This window comes from Paenibacillus cymbidii (genome assembly GCF_004764705.1).
Taxonomy (GTDB): Bacteria; Bacillota; Bacilli; order Paenibacillales; family NBRC-103111; genus Paenibacillus_AN; species Paenibacillus_AN cymbidii.
The window spans coordinates 18074-34761 of record NZ_SHLX01000057.1 but is presented as its reverse complement, the minus strand read 5'-3'; the positions used below and the strand labels follow the sequence as shown (position 1 = coordinate 34761).

Annotated in this window: 16 protein-coding genes; 7 read left to right on the top strand and 9 right to left on the bottom strand. The window is 61.5% G+C overall.

Annotation, left to right across the window (positions count from 1 at the left end; genetic code table 11):
* Nucleotides 1-178: 178 nt before the first annotated feature.
* From EXY20_RS38090 to EXY20_RS38075, 4 genes are all read right to left on the bottom strand, one after another.
* Nucleotides 179-604, bottom strand: a complete 426-nt coding sequence (locus EXY20_RS38090; RefSeq protein ID WP_135557682.1) for a DUF2752 domain-containing protein — start codon at nt 602-604, stop codon at nt 179-181.
* Complete coding sequence (locus EXY20_RS38085) at nt 567-908, bottom strand: DUF4234 domain-containing protein (protein ID WP_135557681.1); 342 nt, start codon at nt 906-908, stop codon at nt 567-569. Before EXY20_RS38085 ends, EXY20_RS38090 begins: the two co-directional genes overlap by 38 nt.
* A 120-nt stretch (nt 909-1028) precedes the next feature.
* Entirely contained in the window at nt 1029-2723 is a 1695-nt protein-coding gene (locus tag EXY20_RS38080) for a methyl-accepting chemotaxis protein (RefSeq protein ID WP_135557680.1), read from the bottom strand.
* A 253-nt stretch (nt 2724-2976) separates the two neighbouring features.
* Nucleotides 2977-3594, bottom strand: coding sequence for a TetR/AcrR family transcriptional regulator (locus tag EXY20_RS38075; protein ID WP_135557679.1), 618 nt, complete (start codon nt 3592-3594; stop codon nt 2977-2979).
* 173 nt (nt 3595-3767) lie between these two features.
* Between EXY20_RS38075 and EXY20_RS38070 the strand changes: the two genes are divergently transcribed.
* Together EXY20_RS38070 and EXY20_RS38065 are read left to right on the top strand one after the other, a co-directional pair.
* Nucleotides 3768-4955 carry a YhgE/Pip domain-containing protein gene (locus EXY20_RS38070; protein ID WP_135557678.1) on the top strand — a complete coding sequence of 396 codons (1188 nt, stop codon included), beginning with the start codon at nt 3768-3770 and terminating at the stop codon, nt 4953-4955.
* Nucleotides 4956-5378: 423 nt separating this feature from the next.
* On the top strand, nt 5379-6437 hold the full coding sequence (locus EXY20_RS38065) for an asparaginase (protein ID WP_167859806.1): 1059 nt from the start codon (nt 5379-5381) through the stop codon (nt 6435-6437).
* Between the two features lie 10 nt (nt 6438-6447).
* Here the strand turns inward: EXY20_RS38065 and EXY20_RS38060 are convergent, their stop codons facing one another.
* The 3 genes from EXY20_RS38060 to EXY20_RS38050 are packed head-to-tail and all read right to left on the bottom strand — an operon-like array spanning nt 6448 to nt 8164.
* Nucleotides 6448-7041: a GNAT family N-acetyltransferase gene (locus tag EXY20_RS38060; RefSeq protein WP_167859805.1), complete on the bottom strand. Its 594-nt coding sequence runs from the start codon at nt 7039-7041 to the stop codon at nt 6448-6450.
* Between the two features lie 57 nt (nt 7042-7098).
* Nucleotides 7099-7692: a DJ-1/PfpI family protein gene (locus EXY20_RS38055; RefSeq protein WP_135557675.1), complete on the bottom strand. Its 594-nt coding sequence runs from the start codon at nt 7690-7692 to the stop codon at nt 7099-7101.
* Nucleotides 7667-8164: a RidA family protein gene (locus EXY20_RS38050; protein ID WP_135557674.1), complete on the bottom strand. Its 498-nt coding sequence runs from the start codon at nt 8162-8164 to the stop codon at nt 7667-7669. The genes EXY20_RS38055 and EXY20_RS38050 overlap by 26 nt, the downstream gene beginning before the upstream one ends.
* A gap of 146 nt (nt 8165-8310) precedes the next feature.
* Here EXY20_RS38050 and pdxR point away from each other — a divergent pair, with 146 nt between their 5' ends.
* The 3 genes from pdxR to EXY20_RS38035 all read left to right on the top strand — a co-directional run bounded on the left by pdxR (nt 8311) and on the right by EXY20_RS38035 (nt 10787).
* Nucleotides 8311-9753, top strand: a complete 1443-nt coding sequence (gene pdxR, locus EXY20_RS38045; RefSeq protein WP_135557673.1) for a MocR-like pyridoxine biosynthesis transcription factor PdxR — start codon at nt 8311-8313, stop codon at nt 9751-9753.
* A gap of 52 nt (nt 9754-9805) precedes the next feature.
* Nucleotides 9806-10243: an Rrf2 family transcriptional regulator gene (locus EXY20_RS38040; protein WP_135557672.1), complete on the top strand. Its 438-nt coding sequence runs from the start codon at nt 9806-9808 to the stop codon at nt 10241-10243.
* 169 nt (nt 10244-10412) lie between these two features.
* Entirely contained in the window at nt 10413-10787 is a 375-nt protein-coding gene (locus EXY20_RS38035) for a DoxX family protein (protein ID WP_135557671.1), read from the top strand.
* Between the two features lie 272 nt (nt 10788-11059).
* On the opposite strand, the gene EXY20_RS38030 is transcribed toward EXY20_RS38035, so the two are convergent.
* Entirely contained in the window at nt 11060-11977 is a 918-nt protein-coding gene (locus EXY20_RS38030; RefSeq protein WP_135557670.1) for an aldo/keto reductase, read from the bottom strand.
* Between the two features lie 77 nt (nt 11978-12054).
* A complete protein-coding gene (locus EXY20_RS38025; protein ID WP_135557669.1) occupies nt 12055-12426 on the bottom strand; it encodes an MmcQ/YjbR family DNA-binding protein in 372 nt (123 codons plus the stop codon).
* 304 nt (nt 12427-12730) lie between these two features.
* Here EXY20_RS38025 and pyrH point away from each other — a divergent pair, with 304 nt between their 5' ends.
* Both pyrH and EXY20_RS38015 read left to right on the top strand, forming a co-directional pair.
* The gene (pyrH, locus tag EXY20_RS38020) at nt 12731-13468 is read left to right on the top strand and encodes a UMP kinase (RefSeq protein WP_135557668.1); all 738 of its coding nucleotides are present in this window, start codon (nt 12731-12733) and stop codon (nt 13466-13468) included.
* Nucleotides 13469-13742: 274 nt separating this feature from the next.
* Complete coding sequence (locus EXY20_RS38015) at nt 13743-16682, top strand: 2-oxoglutarate dehydrogenase E1 component (protein ID WP_135557667.1); 2940 nt, start codon at nt 13743-13745, stop codon at nt 16680-16682.
* The last annotated feature ends 6 nt before the right edge of the window (nt 16683-16688 follow it).

Below are 16688 nucleotides of genomic sequence, written 5' to 3'. Positions count from 1 at the left end.
CGCCTCCTTGGTGGGTTTTAGGGCTATTGACCCGTCACACCCCCATCATACGAGGCGCTCCTGTTTTTTGTCCAAGGCCGTATCTTGGCGCCTACAGGAATGTTTACAGGTTCCAAGGCTCGATCCGGTCTACCTTGGTGGCCGCTCGAGGCCGGAGAGTACCTGAGTAGTAACTGTTTCATTGACTGTTTGGAGCGAGCCAAGCGAAGGAGGGGAAGTTGCGCAGGACGCCGAAGGCGATTGTCATCGCCAGCATGGCCGCCATCAGGGCGTGGCCGGTGCGTTTCCGCTTCGCGCGAACCGCCAACGCATAAGCGGCATACAGCGGCAGCAGCAGCGGCACGAGCAGGTTGAAGCGGAAAGCTTGCCAGGCATCCAGCTGCAAATACGCCTGCAGCGCCCGGGTGAGGCCGCAGCCGGGGCAATAGAAGCCCGTCACGCCGTGGAAAACGCACGGAACGGCAAGGCGGGTCGCCGGCAGCCATACTTTCAGATACAGCAGCCCGGCGACGGCAAAACAGGAGCCCCGGACAAGACCGGAGCTCCACGGGGCGCGAGCCGTACGTTTATACCAGTTTGTTGACTTCCGCTTGAGCAAGTCCATAAGTGACGATCCCCAGCCCGAAGATAGTGAGCACCAAATAAACGACCGCGTTGTCGGTGGTCGTGGGAATGCCGCGGTTTCGCTGGGCCGCGGCGATCTGCTGCCCCAGTTGGTAGGACCAGATGTAGCTCCAGATGCCGCACGTCACCAGGGTGAGCAGGAAATGCTTGCCTCCGGTGAACGAAGAATCCCCGCTGAGCCTGCCGACGTCGTTCGTCAGTGCGATGAACCAGTAAATGCCGTAAATTCCGCAAGTGAGGAACGTAAAGATGATAGCCGCAGCCACGCCTCTTTGTTGAACCATGGGACACCTCGCAGGGGAGAATGGTTGCCAAACCGCTTCCGCTCTTGCATGTTATGTACGTTATTGGCAACCTAGACCAACGATTGGTGATCCCCGATACCGAACGCCTCCGTCGGTAACTTACATGCGGAACTTGCCGATCAGCCCCTGCAGCTCTCCCGACATCCGCTCCAGTTGCATCGCGGAGGATGAAATTTCCTCCATGGCGGCAAGCTGTTCTTCGGTTGTAGCGGACACGTTCTGCGAACCCGCCGCCACCGTGCGCGAGCCTTCGGCGATCAGATCGAACGCATGCGCCACTTGCGCGGAGCTGGCGGACATCTGCTCGGAGGCGGCCGATACTTCCTGCACCTGGCTCGCCGCATGCTCGACGAAGGTACGGATTTCGCCAAATGCCGTCCCCGCCGAGCTGACAATTCGCATGCCTTCGCCGATTTCCGCGGAACCTTGGTCCATCAGTCCGATCGACTTCCCGATGCTGGCGCGGATCGTAACGATGAGGGCGGTAATCTGATTGGCCGACTGCGCAGATTGTTCGGCGAGCTTGCGCACTTCGCCGGCGACGACGGCGAAGCCGCGCCCTTGTTCGCCGGCGCGCGCCGCCTCGATGGCCGCGTTAAGCGCCAGCAGGTTCGTGCGGGAAGCGATGTCGGTGATGACATCGATAATATCGCCGATCTCCCCGGAACGGTCCCCCATCTCCCGCACCTCGTCCGACAGATGGGCGTAAGAAGCTTGAATCGACTGCATCTGGCTGACCGCCGACCGGATGGCATGGTGGCCGTCGATCGTCTTTTGGGCCGCCTGAAGCGAAGCCGATGCGGCCGTTTGGGCGCCTGCCGCGATCTGCTGCACGCCGGCGGACATTTCCCCCATCGCGCGCACGCTTTCTTCCACGCTGGTTGCCTGTTTCTCCGAGCTGACGACGACTTCCTGGATCGTTTCGGCGATCGTCTCCGATGCCCGGCTCGTCTGTTCCGCGCTGGCGGTCAGCTCTTCCGAAGCGGCCGCCACTTGTTCGGCGCTCAGGCTTGCTTGCCGGATCAGTTCGCGCAGATTGGCGCTCATTCCGTTGAAGGAGGCGGCGAGCGCGCCGATCTCGTCCTTGTTGGTCACGCGGATCTGATCGACGGACAAGTCGCCCGCGGCGATGCTTCGGGCCGTCTTCTCCATAGCGGCAATCGGCCGCGAAATGAGACGGGACAACAAATAGCCGATCGACAGCGCCAAAATGACCGCAATCGCGCTGATGACGGAAACGAGCGTCACGGCGGATTCGACAAGGGCCGTATTGGATTGGGCGCCCCGGTCCATCAGCTCTTGTTGGCCGCCCGCGATCTCGTCGGCAATCGGATCCAGCTGGCTGCCGAACGGCAGCACCGTATTCGTGTAATAGTCGACGATTTGCGTGGCGTCCGCATTATTTTGCACCATCTGCAGGAGTTCGTCGTACTTCGCCTTGAACTGCTTGTTGAGCTCGCTCAGGCTGTTCAGCTTCCGGATGTCCTCGTCCTCTTCGACCAGCGGGAGCGTCAGTCCGACCAACTCGTTCAGCTTGTCGTACGCGCGCTGCAGCTGCGTCTTCATCACCGGATTTTTCGTCAGGATGAAGCCGCGGATGGCGCCGGACTGATTGGCGGCTTCGAGCTGCATCTCTTTCGCATTCGACAGAATCACGGCTCGCCTTTCGATAAGATCGGCGTGGGCGGAATCGATTTTTTTCAAATAGTAGAAGGACAAGCCGTTCGTAATTACAAGCAAGACGGCAATGGTCAAAAACGACCCCATCAATTTGCGGCCAATGGTCAATTTCATTGCAGTTGTCCCTCCAGAGATGATGTTGACATGCAAACCGATTCGGAAGTCGTTGATGCTTCCACAAAACCAATCCAAGACTGTCAGGCCGATCGCGTTTTCTCATATCCCTCCTTTGCAAGCTGCGAAAGTCGCATTTTTCACGCTTTTCCCACAAAACCATGGTTTCAAAATAACACAGAAAAACCGCGATGGGAACCATTTTCTGCAAGGTTCGGCACCTTTACAAAAAGGATAAACGGGGGAGTCGGCGTTAATTCCGGGGCGCGGGAAAGTCGCGGATGCCGAACGCCACCATCGGACCGAAGTTGATGATGCGCATCAACAGCTTGCTCATCTGTTCCGGCGTCTGGTTTCTGCCGCTTTCGAGCCAGTGCATGATGAGACCGAAGTTGGCCGATGCCATGTAAGCGATGATGTAATCGATCGGCGCCTGAATGTGCTTCAAGTCAATTTGGCTCGTAATGTGCGATTCGATCAGCTTGCGGAACCGCAGCGCGAACGACAAGTCGCCCTTGGCCCCGAACATGAGCTGCAGGAAGTCGGCGTGGCGCGCGAATTCCTCGAAGATCCGGATGCTGGCCGGATAAACTTCGTTGCGGTCGGCATGTTTCATCGCCTGGGGAATGCTCAGCTTGACGACGCAGCCGCGGATGCTCTCGAACACTTCGTCTTTCAACTGCTCGAGCATGTCGGGCACGTCCCGGTAATGCAAATAAAACGTGCCGCGGTTCACTTCGGCACGGTTCGTCAAATCGGTGACGGTGACGTTCGCGACGCCTTTCTCTTTGATCAGCTCCATCAAGGCCCGGTATAGCAGCTGTTTCGTGCGGACTTGACGGCGGTCGGGTTTGGCGGGGGTGGCGGACATGACGGGTTCCTCCTCTTTTTTTCAACGTTACTGAACAAATCGCGCCGCCGGTGACGAGTAATCGACAGCGACGCCGATACTGGTTATTGCGCCTGATGATCCCTCGATTATAATGGACAATATGATCAGTAATCAACACAATATTCATTAAAATGAAGGATAGGTGAGCGGGGATGGCGATTTTCAAGCAAAAGTTTGTCTGGATCGGAGCGGTTGCCGTGCTGGTCGTTCTGGTCGTGTTCGGCGCGGCGATGATGGGGTCGGTGCTGGGGACGGCACCGAAGGAAATTCCGGTGGCGCTGGTGGTGCAGGACCAGCCGGTGAAGCTGCCGAACGGCGACACGCTGGCGGTAGGCGAACAACTCAAGGAGAAGCTGACGGCAAACGGGCAGCTGCCGTTTCGTTGGACGGTGCTCGGTTCGGAGGAGGAGGCGCGTGCGGGAATGGACGGGCGCGACTACTACGGCGCGCTGGTGCTGCCGGCCGATCTGAGCGTCGGCGTGGCGTCTTTGACGGGGGTGGCGCCAAAGCCGGCGACCGTCAAGGTAATTGGCAATGACGGTCTGAACGCGCAGGCGGCGACGGTCGTGAAGCAAGGGCTCGGCCAGGCGATGCGGATGGCGAACGCGGAGCTGTCGAAGTCGCTGCTCGACAAGCTGGGGCAGCAGACGCAGCAAGTTCCGCTGGCCGCGGCGAAGGCGCTGCTCGCACCGATGAACGTACAGGAGGAGACGGTGCACGCGGCAGGCGCCCGCAACGCCTCCGGCAACGCGCCGGGCATGCTGACGCAAATCATGTGGATCGGCAGTCTCGTTGCCGCGATGCTGCTGTTTCTGGCCCGCGGCGCGGCCCTCCGGGCGGGAGCGAGCAAATGGCCGGCTTTCGCATGGCAGTCGGTATTGGGTCTGGCGCTGACCGGCGCTGCGTCCGGCTTCCTCGTCTGGATGGCCGGATCGTGGTACGGCATGGAGCTGGCCCGGGCCGGCGATACGTGGCTGTTTCTGTGGCTGGTCGGCGCCGTGTTCTTCCTGCTCCAGTCGGCGCTGCTCAATTGGATCGGTTTCCCGGCCATGGGCATTCTTGTGCTGCTGATGTTCTTCTCGATGCCGCTGCTGAACATGGCGCCCGAGTTTCTGTCGCAGACGACGCAGGATTGGATCTATTCGTGGACGCCGCTGCGGTTCGCCGCCGCGGGGCTGCGCGAGGTCATGTACTTCGGCGGCCTGGATGCGGCGGGAGGTCCTGCGGCAGTGCTGATCTGGATCGGCGTTGCCTTCCTTGCGCTGCTGCTCGCCGCCGGGCGGAAGCAGCCGCGCGCGGCGAAAGGCGGGGCCGCACGGGCGGAAGCGGCGGCGCAATAAACCGGCGCGGTTGCGTTCAGCGGCCGGCTCTCTGCGGAGGGCCGGCCGCTGCCGTGTCCGGCCCGGAAATTATCCGGCAGCGGCGGTCTGTTCGCGGCGGCTGTTTCGGGTTAAGCTAGTGAGGCACCCGGTTGTGGCGAAATATGCCGCTTTTCGAGGCTGTCGATTAACTGTGGATCGATTGGCGAGTACGGATGGCTGCAGAGATTATAGATGATTTTTCGCATATAATTTCGAAAATGCGGCTAAAATCGCGAATTATGTATGAAATATCGCATATAATCGCTGGAATTGGCAGGTTCACCCTTCATTATAGATGATTTTTCGCATATAATTTCGTGCGCCTCGCAGATTAAGTGATAAACAGTTAATCGACAGCCATTTTTCATGGCCTATTTTCAATTGCAGAAGGGGATGACGGAAATGGCGACCATGCTGGTCATGTTTACGGGCGGAACGATCGGCAGCCGAAAAAGCGACCGCACAATCGACGTCGATGCCGCGGCGGCGTACCGGCTGATCGAAGCTTATCGCGCTTCTCCCGGCAATCGCGGCGTTGCGTTCGAAACGAAGCAGCCGCTGAACATCCTGAGCGAAAATATGCTTCCCGCCGACTGGCTGACCCTGGCCGCCAGCTTGCAGGAAGCCGATATGGCGCAATACGACGGCGTGATCGTGACGCACGGCAGCGACACGCTGGCGTACACGGCGGCGTGTTTGAGTTATGCGTTTCACGACATCCGGGTACCGCTCGTACTGACGGCGAGCAACTATCCATTGGACGATCCTCGCAACGTCGGGCAGCGCAATTTCGGGGATGCCATTGATTTTATACTGGACAGGCGATTGCCCGGCGTATTCGTCGTGTACGAGAACGACAAGGGGGAATCGGTCGTCCATCTGGGCACGCGGCTGCTGCAGGCGGCGCCGTTCACCGATCAGTACGCCAGCACGTACGACGTGCCGTTCGGACGGATGAAGAACGGGAAGTTCGTGCCCGATCCGCATCCGCTGAATCCGTCGCCGGAGCGGCTGCACGCGCAGCAGACGAGGGGGCGGGTGTTTCCGTTCGGCCGGCTCGCCTTCTCCACGGACATTCTGTATATCCGTCCTTATCCGGGGACGAATTATGAGTGGTTCGATTTTGCGCATCGGCGGCCGAAGGCGGTGCTGCACGACTTGTACCATTCGGGTACGGCATGCACCCGGGAGGCGGAAGGCGGCCAATATTCGTTCCACCGTTTCATCGCCTATTGCCGGTCATACGGTGTGACCGTATACGCGGCGCCGATCAAAAATGCGTCGGGCGACTTGTACGCTTCGTCAGTTGCCATGCTGCAAGCGGGTGCCGTGGCCATGGAGAACGTGTCGATCGAAGCCGCCCTGGTCAAGCTGATGCTCGCTTACGGCATGTTCGGCACGGAGGAGGAAGCGGCTGCGCTGGTGAACGGGCCGGCGCTGTTTTTTGAAAACCACAAGTGAGCGGCCTCGCCTACTTCGTCAGCAGCGCCATCATGACCATGTCCAGATACTCTTGCGTTACCTCGTGCATCGCATATTGCCGCAGCACGCCCTCCTGCTCGAAGCCGAGCTTCTGCAGCAGCCGCAGCGAAGCGGCGTTGCCTTCGCGCACTTCCGCCTGAATCCGGTGCGGACGAAGGTACGTCCGGCTGAACGCGAGCGCGGCTTGCAGCGCTTCGTACATCACGCCCCGGTTCCAACAGGACGGGTGCAAGTCGTACCCGAGCGTAAGCGGGAAGCGCGGGATGTCGTCGAACGTGCCGCGCGCCGGCATCAGCATGACCGTGCCGATGACGGGCGGCACTGCGGCCTCCTCGCTCTCGGGGCGCAATCCGATGCCCCACGGGAGCAGCCGCCTCTCCGCGAACGCTTGCTGCCACGAGCCGATCAGCGCTTGCGTTTCGTCGACGGTGGACGGGCCAAACCAGTCCAGGTAGCGGGTAACGAGCGGGTCGGCATAAAAGGCGAAGACGTCGGCGGCATCCTTCTCTTCGATGCGGCGCATCACGAGCCGCTCCGTTCGCAAGGCGGGAAAAGCGGAAAATACGGCGTCAAGTCTGCTCATGGCATGGGAACCTGACCTTTCCATGGAGTATGTCTGTGACGCCATTATAAGCCAAGGCTACGCGCCGGGTAAATCGCGAGTGTCCTCACCGGCATAATACGGATAATCCATATGCCGCTGCACATCGCACGCGACCGCTTCGCCCGCGATCGTCGCAACGAAGAAAATCCCGAGATCGACCGACGCGGTAATGCCGCCGCCGGTGAACACATGGCCGTCGCGCACGACCCGCCGGCGCACCGTTTCCAGGCAGTAAGGCTCCAGCAGTTCATAAGCCAGCGGATTGGTCGTGGCCCGCTTGCCGGCAAGGAAGCCCGCCGCTCCGAGCAGGAGCGCGCCGGTGCAGACGGATGTCTTGTAGGTTGTGGGACCGGCCGTTCCGATCCACTCCATGAACGAGAGGTCATGGATCAGTCGGCGCGTCGCCATGCCGCCGGGGACGAGCACAAGATCGTATGCGCCGAGATCGGGCCGGACGGCGTCGGCGGCGATGACCATGCCTCGGTCGTCCGTTGCCGAAGGGCCGATGGCGCAATACTGCCAGCTCAGATCGTCCCGGTATCCGAGTCGTTTCAGCCAGGTGACCGCAGTCAGGAACCCGGCAAAATCAAGCGTCGTCATGTCGTCAAACATAATAACCGCCATTTTCATCTTCCGATCCCTCTCTTTCCTCGTTCTCCACTTCGAAGATGCAATCCACGATGACCGGCAGTTGGCCGCGCAGCGAGGCGGCGCCCAGCACGGAGCGCGCGTGCGCGCCGTTCGGACCGAACGCGTCGATCATCAGGTCGGAGCAGCCGTTCAGCACCAGATGGGGCTCCTCGAAATCCGGCGCAGCGTTCACGAACCCTTGCACCTTCACGACCCGTTTCACCCGGTCCAAACGGCCGATCGCCGCTTTGGCCGCGGCCAGCGCTTCGATCCCTGCCGCCCGGGCGAACCGGTAGCCTTCCTCCGTGGTCAGCTCTGCGCCCAGCTTGCCGCGCGGATGGCCTGCCGGGCCTTTACCGGAGATGAACAACAAGCCGCCTGCCAGCGCGAAGTTGGCGTAATTGGCCGCGGGCGCGCTTACCTCCGGCAGCGTGATGCCGAGCCGGCGCAGCCGATCTTCCGGGGTGGTCATACGCAATCGCCTGCCTTTCTTCTCTTCTCTTTTCGGATCGGTGATCGGAACGTTGCGTTCCGTCTGAATCTCAGCATATACTTCAAGTAACCTGCCCGAAAGGCGCAGTAGGCAAAATAAATCAGGGGTCAGATGGAGGCGGTGCCATGTTCGATTTGACATTGTCCGCGTTGTCCGAGCAAGAGGCCGGTCCGCTCTATATGCGGCTGTACCGGCACTTTCGGCGGATGATGGAGGACGGAACGCTGCCGGAAGGCGCCAGGCTGCCGTCCGTGCGCGCGGCGCAGCAGCAGCTGCAGGTGAGCAAAACGACCGTCGAATCGGCGTACCAACTGCTGCTCTCGGAAGGCTGCGTTTACAGCAAGCCGAAGAGCGGTTTTGTTGTCGTTGGCGCTGCCGGAGCGGGCGAAGCGACAGAACCGGAGACGGGAACGAAGCGGCGGCAAAAGGCGGCGGCCAGCGCATCGACCGCGGCGTCCGCAGCGGAGCGAACGGTCGATTTTCACCTGCTCCATGTGGACCCGGACTCGTTCCCGGCCAAAGCGTGGCGGTCGGCGCTCGGCGAAGCGACGACGCGCTATCGCGCGCTGCTGCACGAATACGGCGATCCCCAAGGGGAGCGTGCGCTGCGCGAGCATGTGGCGCACTACTTGCAGCAGTCGCGCGGCGTTCGATGCGAACCGGAGCGGATCGTGGTCGGCACCGGCTTCTCCTACAGCCTGTTTCTCATCAAGCAGCTGCTCGGCGGCGCGGGAAGGGTCGCTTTCGAGCAAACCAGCTTCGCGCAGGTAGGGAGCATCTTCCGTCAGCACGGGTTCAACCCGGTGCCGGTTGCGCTGTTCGACGACGCCGGCGCGGCGCAGGATTCGGAGGCGCCGCCGCTGCAGGCGGTGTATGTGACGCCATCGCACCGGCCGGCCGGCAAGCCGCTCACCAACGACAGGAAAGAGCGGCTGCTCGGCTGGGCGGCGGCGAACGGCCTCTATGTCATCGAAGACGATTATGACGGCGAGTTCCGTTATGGCGGCAAACCGGTGCCGGCGCTGCAGGCGGCGGACCGCCACGGCGCGGTGATCTACGTCGGCACCTTCTCGAAGGCGTTTACGCCGGCGCTGCGCATGAACTATATGGTGCTTCCGCTGCGTTTGGCGGGGCGTCTCGGCACGGTCGAGTCGCTTCTGTCGTGTCCGTCGCGATTGGATCAATTGGCGATGGGCGTGTTCATGGAGCGGGGCCACTGGTATCGGCACCTGAAGCGAATCCGCAAGCGTTACCGCGCCAAGCGGGATTTGCTCTGCCGGTTGATCGAGCGGGAGCTGTCGCCCTTCGTGCGCGTGGACGACGGCAGCAGCGGCCTGCAGCTGGAGCTGGCGACGGCGGCCGAACTCGGCGGCGGCGAGCGGCTGATCGCGCTGGCGCGGCAAGCCGGCGTACGCGTATACGGGGCGCAGCACGAGGAAGGAAGCCGGGATGGCGGCACGCGCCTGTACGCGGGCTTCGGCAGCGTCACGGAGGAGGAGATGGAGCGCGGCGTTCGATTGCTGCGGAAAGCGTGGCTGGAGCGGGACATGCTTGAACATCCCTCTTGATTGTTCTATAATGTGCGGCATACAGGTGCCATTAACGGGGGAGTGAGTGGGGATGAGTACGGCAAGCCGCGGCATAAACATCGGTCCTCCTCGTTTCAAGATCGCCATCCACGCCATCGTCTGGCTGGCCAAAAGCGGCGGCACGCTGTCGAGCGCGACGATCGCCAGTCAGGTCGATTCGCACGCCACCTTCATGCGCAGGGTCATGCAGATGCTGACGATGAACGGCTTCGTCGAATCCAAGGGCGGCCGCGAGGGCGGGTACACGCTGCGCCGTCCGGCCGACCAGATTACGCTGGGCGAAGTGTACGCCGCTGTCAGCTCGTGCCCGTCTGAGCAGGGAGCAGGCGGTCCCTGCGGCCAAGCCGGCGAGCAGCTGGACGCCGAGCTGGAGAAAATTCTGATCGAAACCGAGCGGCAGACGATCGATTACTTGCGCAAGTATACAGTGAAGGACGTTATGAACCGGGTCGAATTTTTTGAACATTAATTTGGCGGAAACGTCTGGACAAATGGCGGGAAACCGTCTAATATGTGCTTATAAAAGTTGCAATTGAAGCGATGGTTAGCGGAGGTTAAGCGAAGGAATAATTTTTTTTCCGTTTTACTGTGCCTCGGTCAAGCACAATTTAAGGAGCGGAGAAAGGGGCCTTGTTTTCATGGATATCTTGGTCATTGTGTTGCAAAGCTTGCTGGCGCTTATGTTCGTCATGGCCGGTCTGAGCAAGATGGCGGGAGTTAAAATGCATGTCGACAACTTCACTCGCTGGCGGCTGCCGCAATGGTTTCGCGTTGTGACGGGGTTCGTGCAGCTGGTCGCCGCCGCTGCGCTTATCGTCGGCTACTGGGACGACAGCTGGACGGCCGCGGGCGCGCTGCTGCTCGCGCTCGTCGGGATCGGCGGCATTTTGACGCATGTGCGGGTCAGGGATTCGCTGAAGGAGATGTTCCCGATCCTGCTGATCGCGGCGATCGCCATCGTGCTCTTCTTTCTGCGCATGTCCGCGTTGGCCGATTTTCCGGGATTTCAGTAGGGGAGAGGAAGGGCGTCCGGCTGCTCCTGGCGAGCCGCCCCCTGAGTGGCCCGATTTCTTGCTGGACAACGAAAATAGCCCATGAAAAATGGCCTATTGCCCCAGATCGGCACCGGCCGCCTGCAATAGCCAGTAAAAACACTGGTTATTTGCCCTAGATCGCCTTCAAATAGGCACTCCAAGCGAAATAGCCAGTGAAATCACTGGCTATTTCGTATGGACGGCCCGTTTTTGGCGAAATAGGCAAGAAAACAGGGCCTATTTTGAACCGCTTACGGCAAAATATTGCCCGCCGCGCGATAAATGTCGTACCACTCTTCCCGCGTCAGCCGAATATCGCTTGCTTGCACGCAGTCGCGCAGCCGCTCCGGATTCATCGTGCCGATGACCGGCTGCATGTTCGCCGGGTGGCGCAGCAGCCAGGCGATGGCGATCGTCGTGTTGCTGACGCCGTAGCGGGCGGCAACTTCGTCGATCTTCCGATTGAGCGCCGGGAACTTGTCGCTGCCGAGGAAAACGCCTTCGAAGAAGCCGTACTGGAACGGCGACCAGGGTTGAATCGTGATGTCGTGCAAGCGGCAGTAGTCGAGAATGCTGCCGTCGCGGTCCACGGCCGATTCGTTCTCCATGTTGACGTTGATGCCGTTCGAAATCATCGTCGCGTTCGTGATGCTCAGCTGCAACTGGTTGGCGACAAGCGGCTGTTTGACGAACTTTTTCAGCAGCTCGATCTGCAGGGGCTTCTGGTTGGACACGCCAAAGTGGCGCACCTTGCCGGAGCGCTCCAACTGGTCGAACGCTTCCGCCACTTCCTCCGGCTCGACGAGCGCGTCCGGGCGATGCAGCAGCAGCACGTCCAGATAGTCGGTGCGCAGCCGCTGCAGGATGCCGTCGACCGAAGCCAGAATGTGCTCCTTGGAGAAGTCGAACGATCCTTTGCGGATGCCGCATTTGGACTGCAATATAATCTGCTCGCGAATATTGCTGTTCATTTGAATGGCGTCCGCGAAAATTTCTTCGCATTTGCCGCCGCCGTAAATGTCCGCATGTTCGAAGAAATTCGCTCCCAGCTCCATCGCCGTCCGCACAAACTTCTCCGCTTCGGCGCCGCTCAGCGCGTTCATGCGCATGCAGCCTACCGCAATGACCGGCACTTCGAGCGCGCTGGTGCCCAGCTTGATTGTTCTCATCGTCGTCCGCAACCTCCGTTGTGTTCGTATCGTTCGTATCGTTACGTATTGTCCCATATCGAACCGGCGGTTTCAAATCAAACGGCTCCTGTCGGGAAGCCGATTTCCTCCTTCTCGTACTTGCGCAGCGAACGGGCGGCCAGCAGGTACGATTCGTCGATCATCAGCTTCAGCTCGTCGCCCGGCACGGTTCCGTCCAGATGCACCGTGTTCCAGTGCCGCTTGTTCATATGATAGCCGGGCGTGACGGCGGCCGGGTACTGCTGGCGCTGCAGCCAGGCGTCTTCGGGATCCGCCTTCAGGTTAACGCTCGGGCTGCCGGTGTGCGAGCCGAGCAGGGCGAATATTTTGCTTCCGACGAACAGGACCGGCAGTTGCGGATCGAATGGGTAGCGCAAGGCGGCGCCGCGTTTCTTCAGGCCATAGGCGATAATGTCGTCGTGGGTCACGGGAATCGTTCCTTTCCTGTCAGTTGATTCGATTATAGCAAAAGCGGGGGCCGGCGGCAGCGTGGCGGAAGAGGAGGTGGCGTAGGGAGCGTGGAGGCGCGGCGTTGCGGACGGCGCGAAATCGCGCTACAATAAAGCGATGACCACATCTGGAAGGGAGTGGGAGCATGAGGCGGAGGCGCGAAGGCGACGGTTGTGCAGCGCTCTTTTCCTTTTCCCATTCCTTCGAAACACGAAAGCGTTCGCCGCTTTCGTGTTTTTTGTTGTACCCCGTCGCGGGGAGAAAATAGGTGGAGGTGCGCGGATGGTCAAGTATGGGAGAGTGTTGGTGAAGCTGAGCGGCGGGGCGGTGGCGGGCGGCGAGGAGTTCGGATTTGCGCCCGAACGGCTGGCCTATATTGCGGACGAAATCATGTCCATTGTGGCATTGGGAGTCGAAGTGTCGATCGTGATCGGCGGCGGCAACATTTTTCGCGGCAATATGGCGGAGATGTGGGGGATTGAGCGGGCGGAGGCCGACAATATCGGGACGTTGGCGACGGTGATCAACAGCCTGATGCTGCGCGGCGTGCTTAAGGCCAGGACGGACAAGGAGGTGCGCGTCATGACGGCCATTCCGATCGCCTCCGTGGCGGAGCCGTATATCCGGCTGCGGGCCGTCCACCATTTGGAGAAAGGGTATGTGGTCATCTTCGCCGGCGGCAACGGGCAGCCGTACGTGACGACCGACTATCCGTCGGTGCAGCGGGCGATTGAAGTGAACTGCGACGCGCTGCTCGTCGCCAAGCAAGGCGTGGACGGCGTATACGACGCCGATCCGAAGCGGGACAAGGCCGCCCAACGATTCGTTTCGCTGCATTACAACGATGTGCTGCAGCACGATCTCCGCGTCATGGACCAATCGGCGTTCATCCTGGCCCGCGACTACGGGCTGCCGATGCATGTGTTCAACTTCGACCGGCCGGGCGCAATGCGCGACATTTGCGAAGGCAAGCCGGTCGGCACGGCGATCAGCGAGCAATCGAAATTGGCGACGGAGTGACGGCCGACGCAAGGAAAAGGAGCGGGCGCTGCAGCGCAGGTAACCTGCGCTAAACGCGCCGCGGAGAGCCCGTGAGGGCACTGCAGCGCAGGAAACCTGCGCTAAATGCTTCGCGTCCGCCAACTTTTGCGGGAAAACCATCTCAATAATAGAACAATAACATATAAAATAAGTCCTATTTTATATGACTTGTGCAATCTATACTAGGTAAAAAAAGGGGTAAGCATAAGGATATGCCCGGAGAAGGCAACCTTGTACGAGGGAGGATGGGCGAATGGAAGGCAAGCTTTCCGATACGGAACGCTTCTGGCAAGCATACAGCGGGCCCAATTTGGGCTATGTCATGGAGCAATACGACCGCTATGCGGCCGATCCGGCATCGGTGGAGCCGGCGATGCGCGAGCTGTTCGGCGCCTGGGGAGCGCCTGAATCGGCGCGGCCGGCGACCGGCGGCGGGAACGCAGCTGCGGGACCGGCCGGCGTCGGAACGACAGCGCTGCGCGTCGCGGCGGCGGCGGGCAAGCTGGTGGCGAATATTCGCGCGTACGGCCATCTGGCCGCGAATATCGATCCGCTGGCGCTGACGCCGAAGGCGGATACCCGACTGCTGGAGCCGCAGGGCTACGGGCTGAGGGAAAGCGAGCTGGAAGCGATCCCGGCCGACGTCATCTGGGAGCATGCCCCGGCGCAAGGCATGAACGCGCGCGAGGCGATCGAACGGCTGCGCGTTGCTTACACGGGGACAACGGCTTACGAGTTTGCCCATGTGCACGAGGAGCAGGAACGGGACTGGCTGAACGAACAAGTGGAAAAAGCGGGCGCCGCCCCGCTTTCCGCCGCCGAACGTGTGGCGTTGCTCGAACGGCTTGTGGAAACGGAGCAGTTCGAACAGTACCTGCAGATGACGTTCGTCGGGCAGAAGCGATTTTCGGCCGAAGGCATCGACGCGATGGTGCCGCTGCTGGACGAAGCCGTGCGCGAGCTGGCGCGGCAAGGCTGCAGCCAGGTCATGATCGGCATGGCGCATCGCGGCCGATTGAACGTGCTGGCGCATATTTTGGGCAAGCCGTATGCGAATATTTTCGCCGAGTTCCACCATGCGCCGAACAAGGCGCTTGTGCCGTCGGAAGGTTCGACCGGCATCAATTTCGGCTGGAGCGGCGATGTCAAATACCATCTCGGCGCAAGGCGCAGCGTGGACGAAGGCGAAGGACATCTGATGCGCCTCGTGCTGGCGAACAACCCGAGCCACCTCGAGTTCGTCAACCCCGTCGTGCAAGGCTACGCGCGCGCCGCGCAGGACGATCGGGGCCGCGCGGGCGCCCCGCAGCAGAACGTCAACAAGGCGGCGGCGATTCTGATTCACGGGGATGCCGCTTTTGCCGGGGAAGGGGTGGTGGCGGAAGCGCTCAACCTCGGCTCGCTGCAGGGCTTCAACAACGGCGGCTCGATTCACGTTATCGCCAACAACGGCCTCGGCTTCACCACGGACAGCGAGGACGGGAGGTCGACGCACTATGCCAGCGATTTGGCCAAAGGGTTCGAGATCCCGATCGTCCACGTTAACGCGGACGATCCGGAAGCGTGCCTGGCGGCGGTACGGCTGGCCTGCGCTTATCGGAGCCGGTTCCGCAAGGATTTTCTGATCGACTTGATCGGGTATCGCCGGTACGGGCATAACGAGTCGGACGATCCCGAAACGACGCAGCCGCTCATGTACGCGAAGGTGCGCGAGCACCAAACGGCAGCGGCGCTTTACGCGGCAAAGCTCATTGCCGAAGGTACGGTAGCAGCGGAGCAGGCGGAGCGGTTGAAGCAGGATGCGCTGGCGAAGCTGCAGGCGGCGTACGACGCAATGCGCGGCGAGTCGGGCGAGGGAGCCGGCAAACCGCCGGCCTTGGCGGCGGCAGCGGCTGCAACCCCCGCCGCCGGCGGGGAAGCGAAAGGGCAGGCCGGCGAGCCGGCTACGGCGGTGCCCGAGGCGCGGCTGCGGGCGATCAACGACGCGCTGCTGCTGCGGCCGCAAGGGTTTACGCCTTACGCGAAGCTGCAGCGCATTCTGGAGCGGCGGGCGAAGGCGCTGGAGGAAGACGGCGCCGTCGATTGGGGGCATGCGGAGACGCTGGCTTTTGCGGCGATTGTGCAGGACGGCACGCCGATCCGGCTTAGCGGTCAGGACACGCAGCGCGGCACGTTCGCGCACCGGCAGCTGGTGCTGCACGACGCGAAGACGGGCGGCACGTATTGCCCGCTGCATGCGCTGCCGGAGGCGGCAGCGTCGTTCGCCATCTACAACAGCCCGCTGTCCGAAGCGGCTGTGCTCGGCTTCGAATACGGCTACAACGTATATGCGCCGGAAACGTTCGTCATTTGGGAGGCGCAGTATGGCGATTTTGCCAATGCGGGGCAGGTGATTATCGACCAGTTTCTGGCCGCCGGGCGCAGCAAATGGCGCCAACCGTCAAGCTTGACGCTGCTGCTGCCCCACGGTTACGAAGGGCAGGGGCCGGAGCATTCCAGCGCGAGGCTGGAGCGGTACTTGCAGCTGTCTGGCGAAAACAACTGGACGGTAGTCAATTTGACGCGGGCGGCGCAGTATTTCCATCTACTGCGGCGGCAGGCGGCGCTGATCGCCGCGGGGCGGGCGAACCCGCTGATCGTCATGGCGCCGAAAAGCCTCATCCGCCATCCGCGCGTCGCTTCGTCCGGCAAGGAGTTCACGGAAGGAACCTTCCAGCCGATCTTGGAGCGGCCGGGAGGAAGTGCCGGCGATGCGGGCCAGGGGCAGGCGGCTCGGGCGGAGCAGGCGGCTCGGGCGGAGCAGGTGGAGCGCATTGTGCTCTGCAGCGGAAAGGTGGCGATTGACCTGGAGGAAGCGATGGCCGGCAAGGACGCGCCGGATTACAGCTGGCTGCATGTGATCCGCGTCGAGCAGCTGTATCCTTTTCCGGAGGAGGCGATCGCCGCTGGGCTGCGGCGGTTCGCGAATGCGAAGGAGCTGGTGTGGCTGCAGGAGGAGCCGCGCAATATGGGCGCGTGGCGGTTCATGGAGCCGCGTCTGGACAAGGCGGCCGCCGGCAGGCTGGCGGTGCGTTACGCCGGGCGAAGGGCACGCGCCAGTACGGCGAGCGGCTTCCAGCAGGTGCACGGCATCGAGCAGAACCGGCTGATCGCCGATGCGCTCAACCGCAGCTTGATCGGACAAGATCGATAGGAGGAA

What these genes read in the sequence shown, in the direction of transcription:
- EXY20_RS38090 (WP_135557682.1), bottom strand. Translation starts at nt 604, where the DNA reads ATGGACTTGCTCAAGCGGAAGTCAACAAACTGGTATAAACGTACGGCT.
- EXY20_RS38085 (WP_135557681.1), bottom strand. Translation starts at nt 908, where the DNA reads ATGGTTCAACAAAGAGGCGTGGCTGCGGCTATCATCTTTACGTTCCTC.
- EXY20_RS38080 (WP_135557680.1), bottom strand. Translation starts at nt 2,723, where the DNA reads ATGAAATTGACCATTGGCCGCAAATTGATGGGGTCGTTTTTGACCATT.
- EXY20_RS38075 (WP_135557679.1), bottom strand. Translation starts at nt 3,594, where the DNA reads ATGTCCGCCACCCCCGCCAAACCCGACCGCCGTCAAGTCCGCACGAAA.
- EXY20_RS38070 (WP_135557678.1), top strand. Translation starts at nt 3,768, where the DNA reads ATGGCGATTTTCAAGCAAAAGTTTGTCTGGATCGGAGCGGTTGCCGTG.
- EXY20_RS38065 (WP_167859806.1), top strand. Translation starts at nt 5,379, where the DNA reads ATGGCGACCATGCTGGTCATGTTTACGGGCGGAACGATCGGCAGCCGA.
- EXY20_RS38060 (WP_167859805.1), bottom strand. Translation starts at nt 7,041, where the DNA reads ATGAGCAGACTTGACGCCGTATTTTCCGCTTTTCCCGCCTTGCGAACG.
- EXY20_RS38055 (WP_135557675.1), bottom strand. Translation starts at nt 7,692, where the DNA reads ATGAAAATGGCGGTTATTATGTTTGACGACATGACGACGCTTGATTTT.
- EXY20_RS38050 (WP_135557674.1), bottom strand. Translation starts at nt 8,164, where the DNA reads ATGACCACCCCGGAAGATCGGCTGCGCCGGCTCGGCATCACGCTGCCG.
- pdxR (WP_135557673.1), top strand. Translation starts at nt 8,311, where the DNA reads ATGTTCGATTTGACATTGTCCGCGTTGTCCGAGCAAGAGGCCGGTCCG.
- EXY20_RS38040 (WP_135557672.1), top strand. Translation starts at nt 9,806, where the DNA reads ATGAGTACGGCAAGCCGCGGCATAAACATCGGTCCTCCTCGTTTCAAG.
- EXY20_RS38035 (WP_135557671.1), top strand. Translation starts at nt 10,413, where the DNA reads ATGGATATCTTGGTCATTGTGTTGCAAAGCTTGCTGGCGCTTATGTTC.
- EXY20_RS38030 (WP_135557670.1), bottom strand. Translation starts at nt 11,977, where the DNA reads ATGAGAACAATCAAGCTGGGCACCAGCGCGCTCGAAGTGCCGGTCATT.
- pyrH (WP_135557668.1), top strand. Translation starts at nt 12,731, where the DNA reads ATGGTCAAGTATGGGAGAGTGTTGGTGAAGCTGAGCGGCGGGGCGGTG.
- EXY20_RS38015 (WP_135557667.1), top strand. Translation starts at nt 13,743, where the DNA reads ATGGAAGGCAAGCTTTCCGATACGGAACGCTTCTGGCAAGCATACAGC.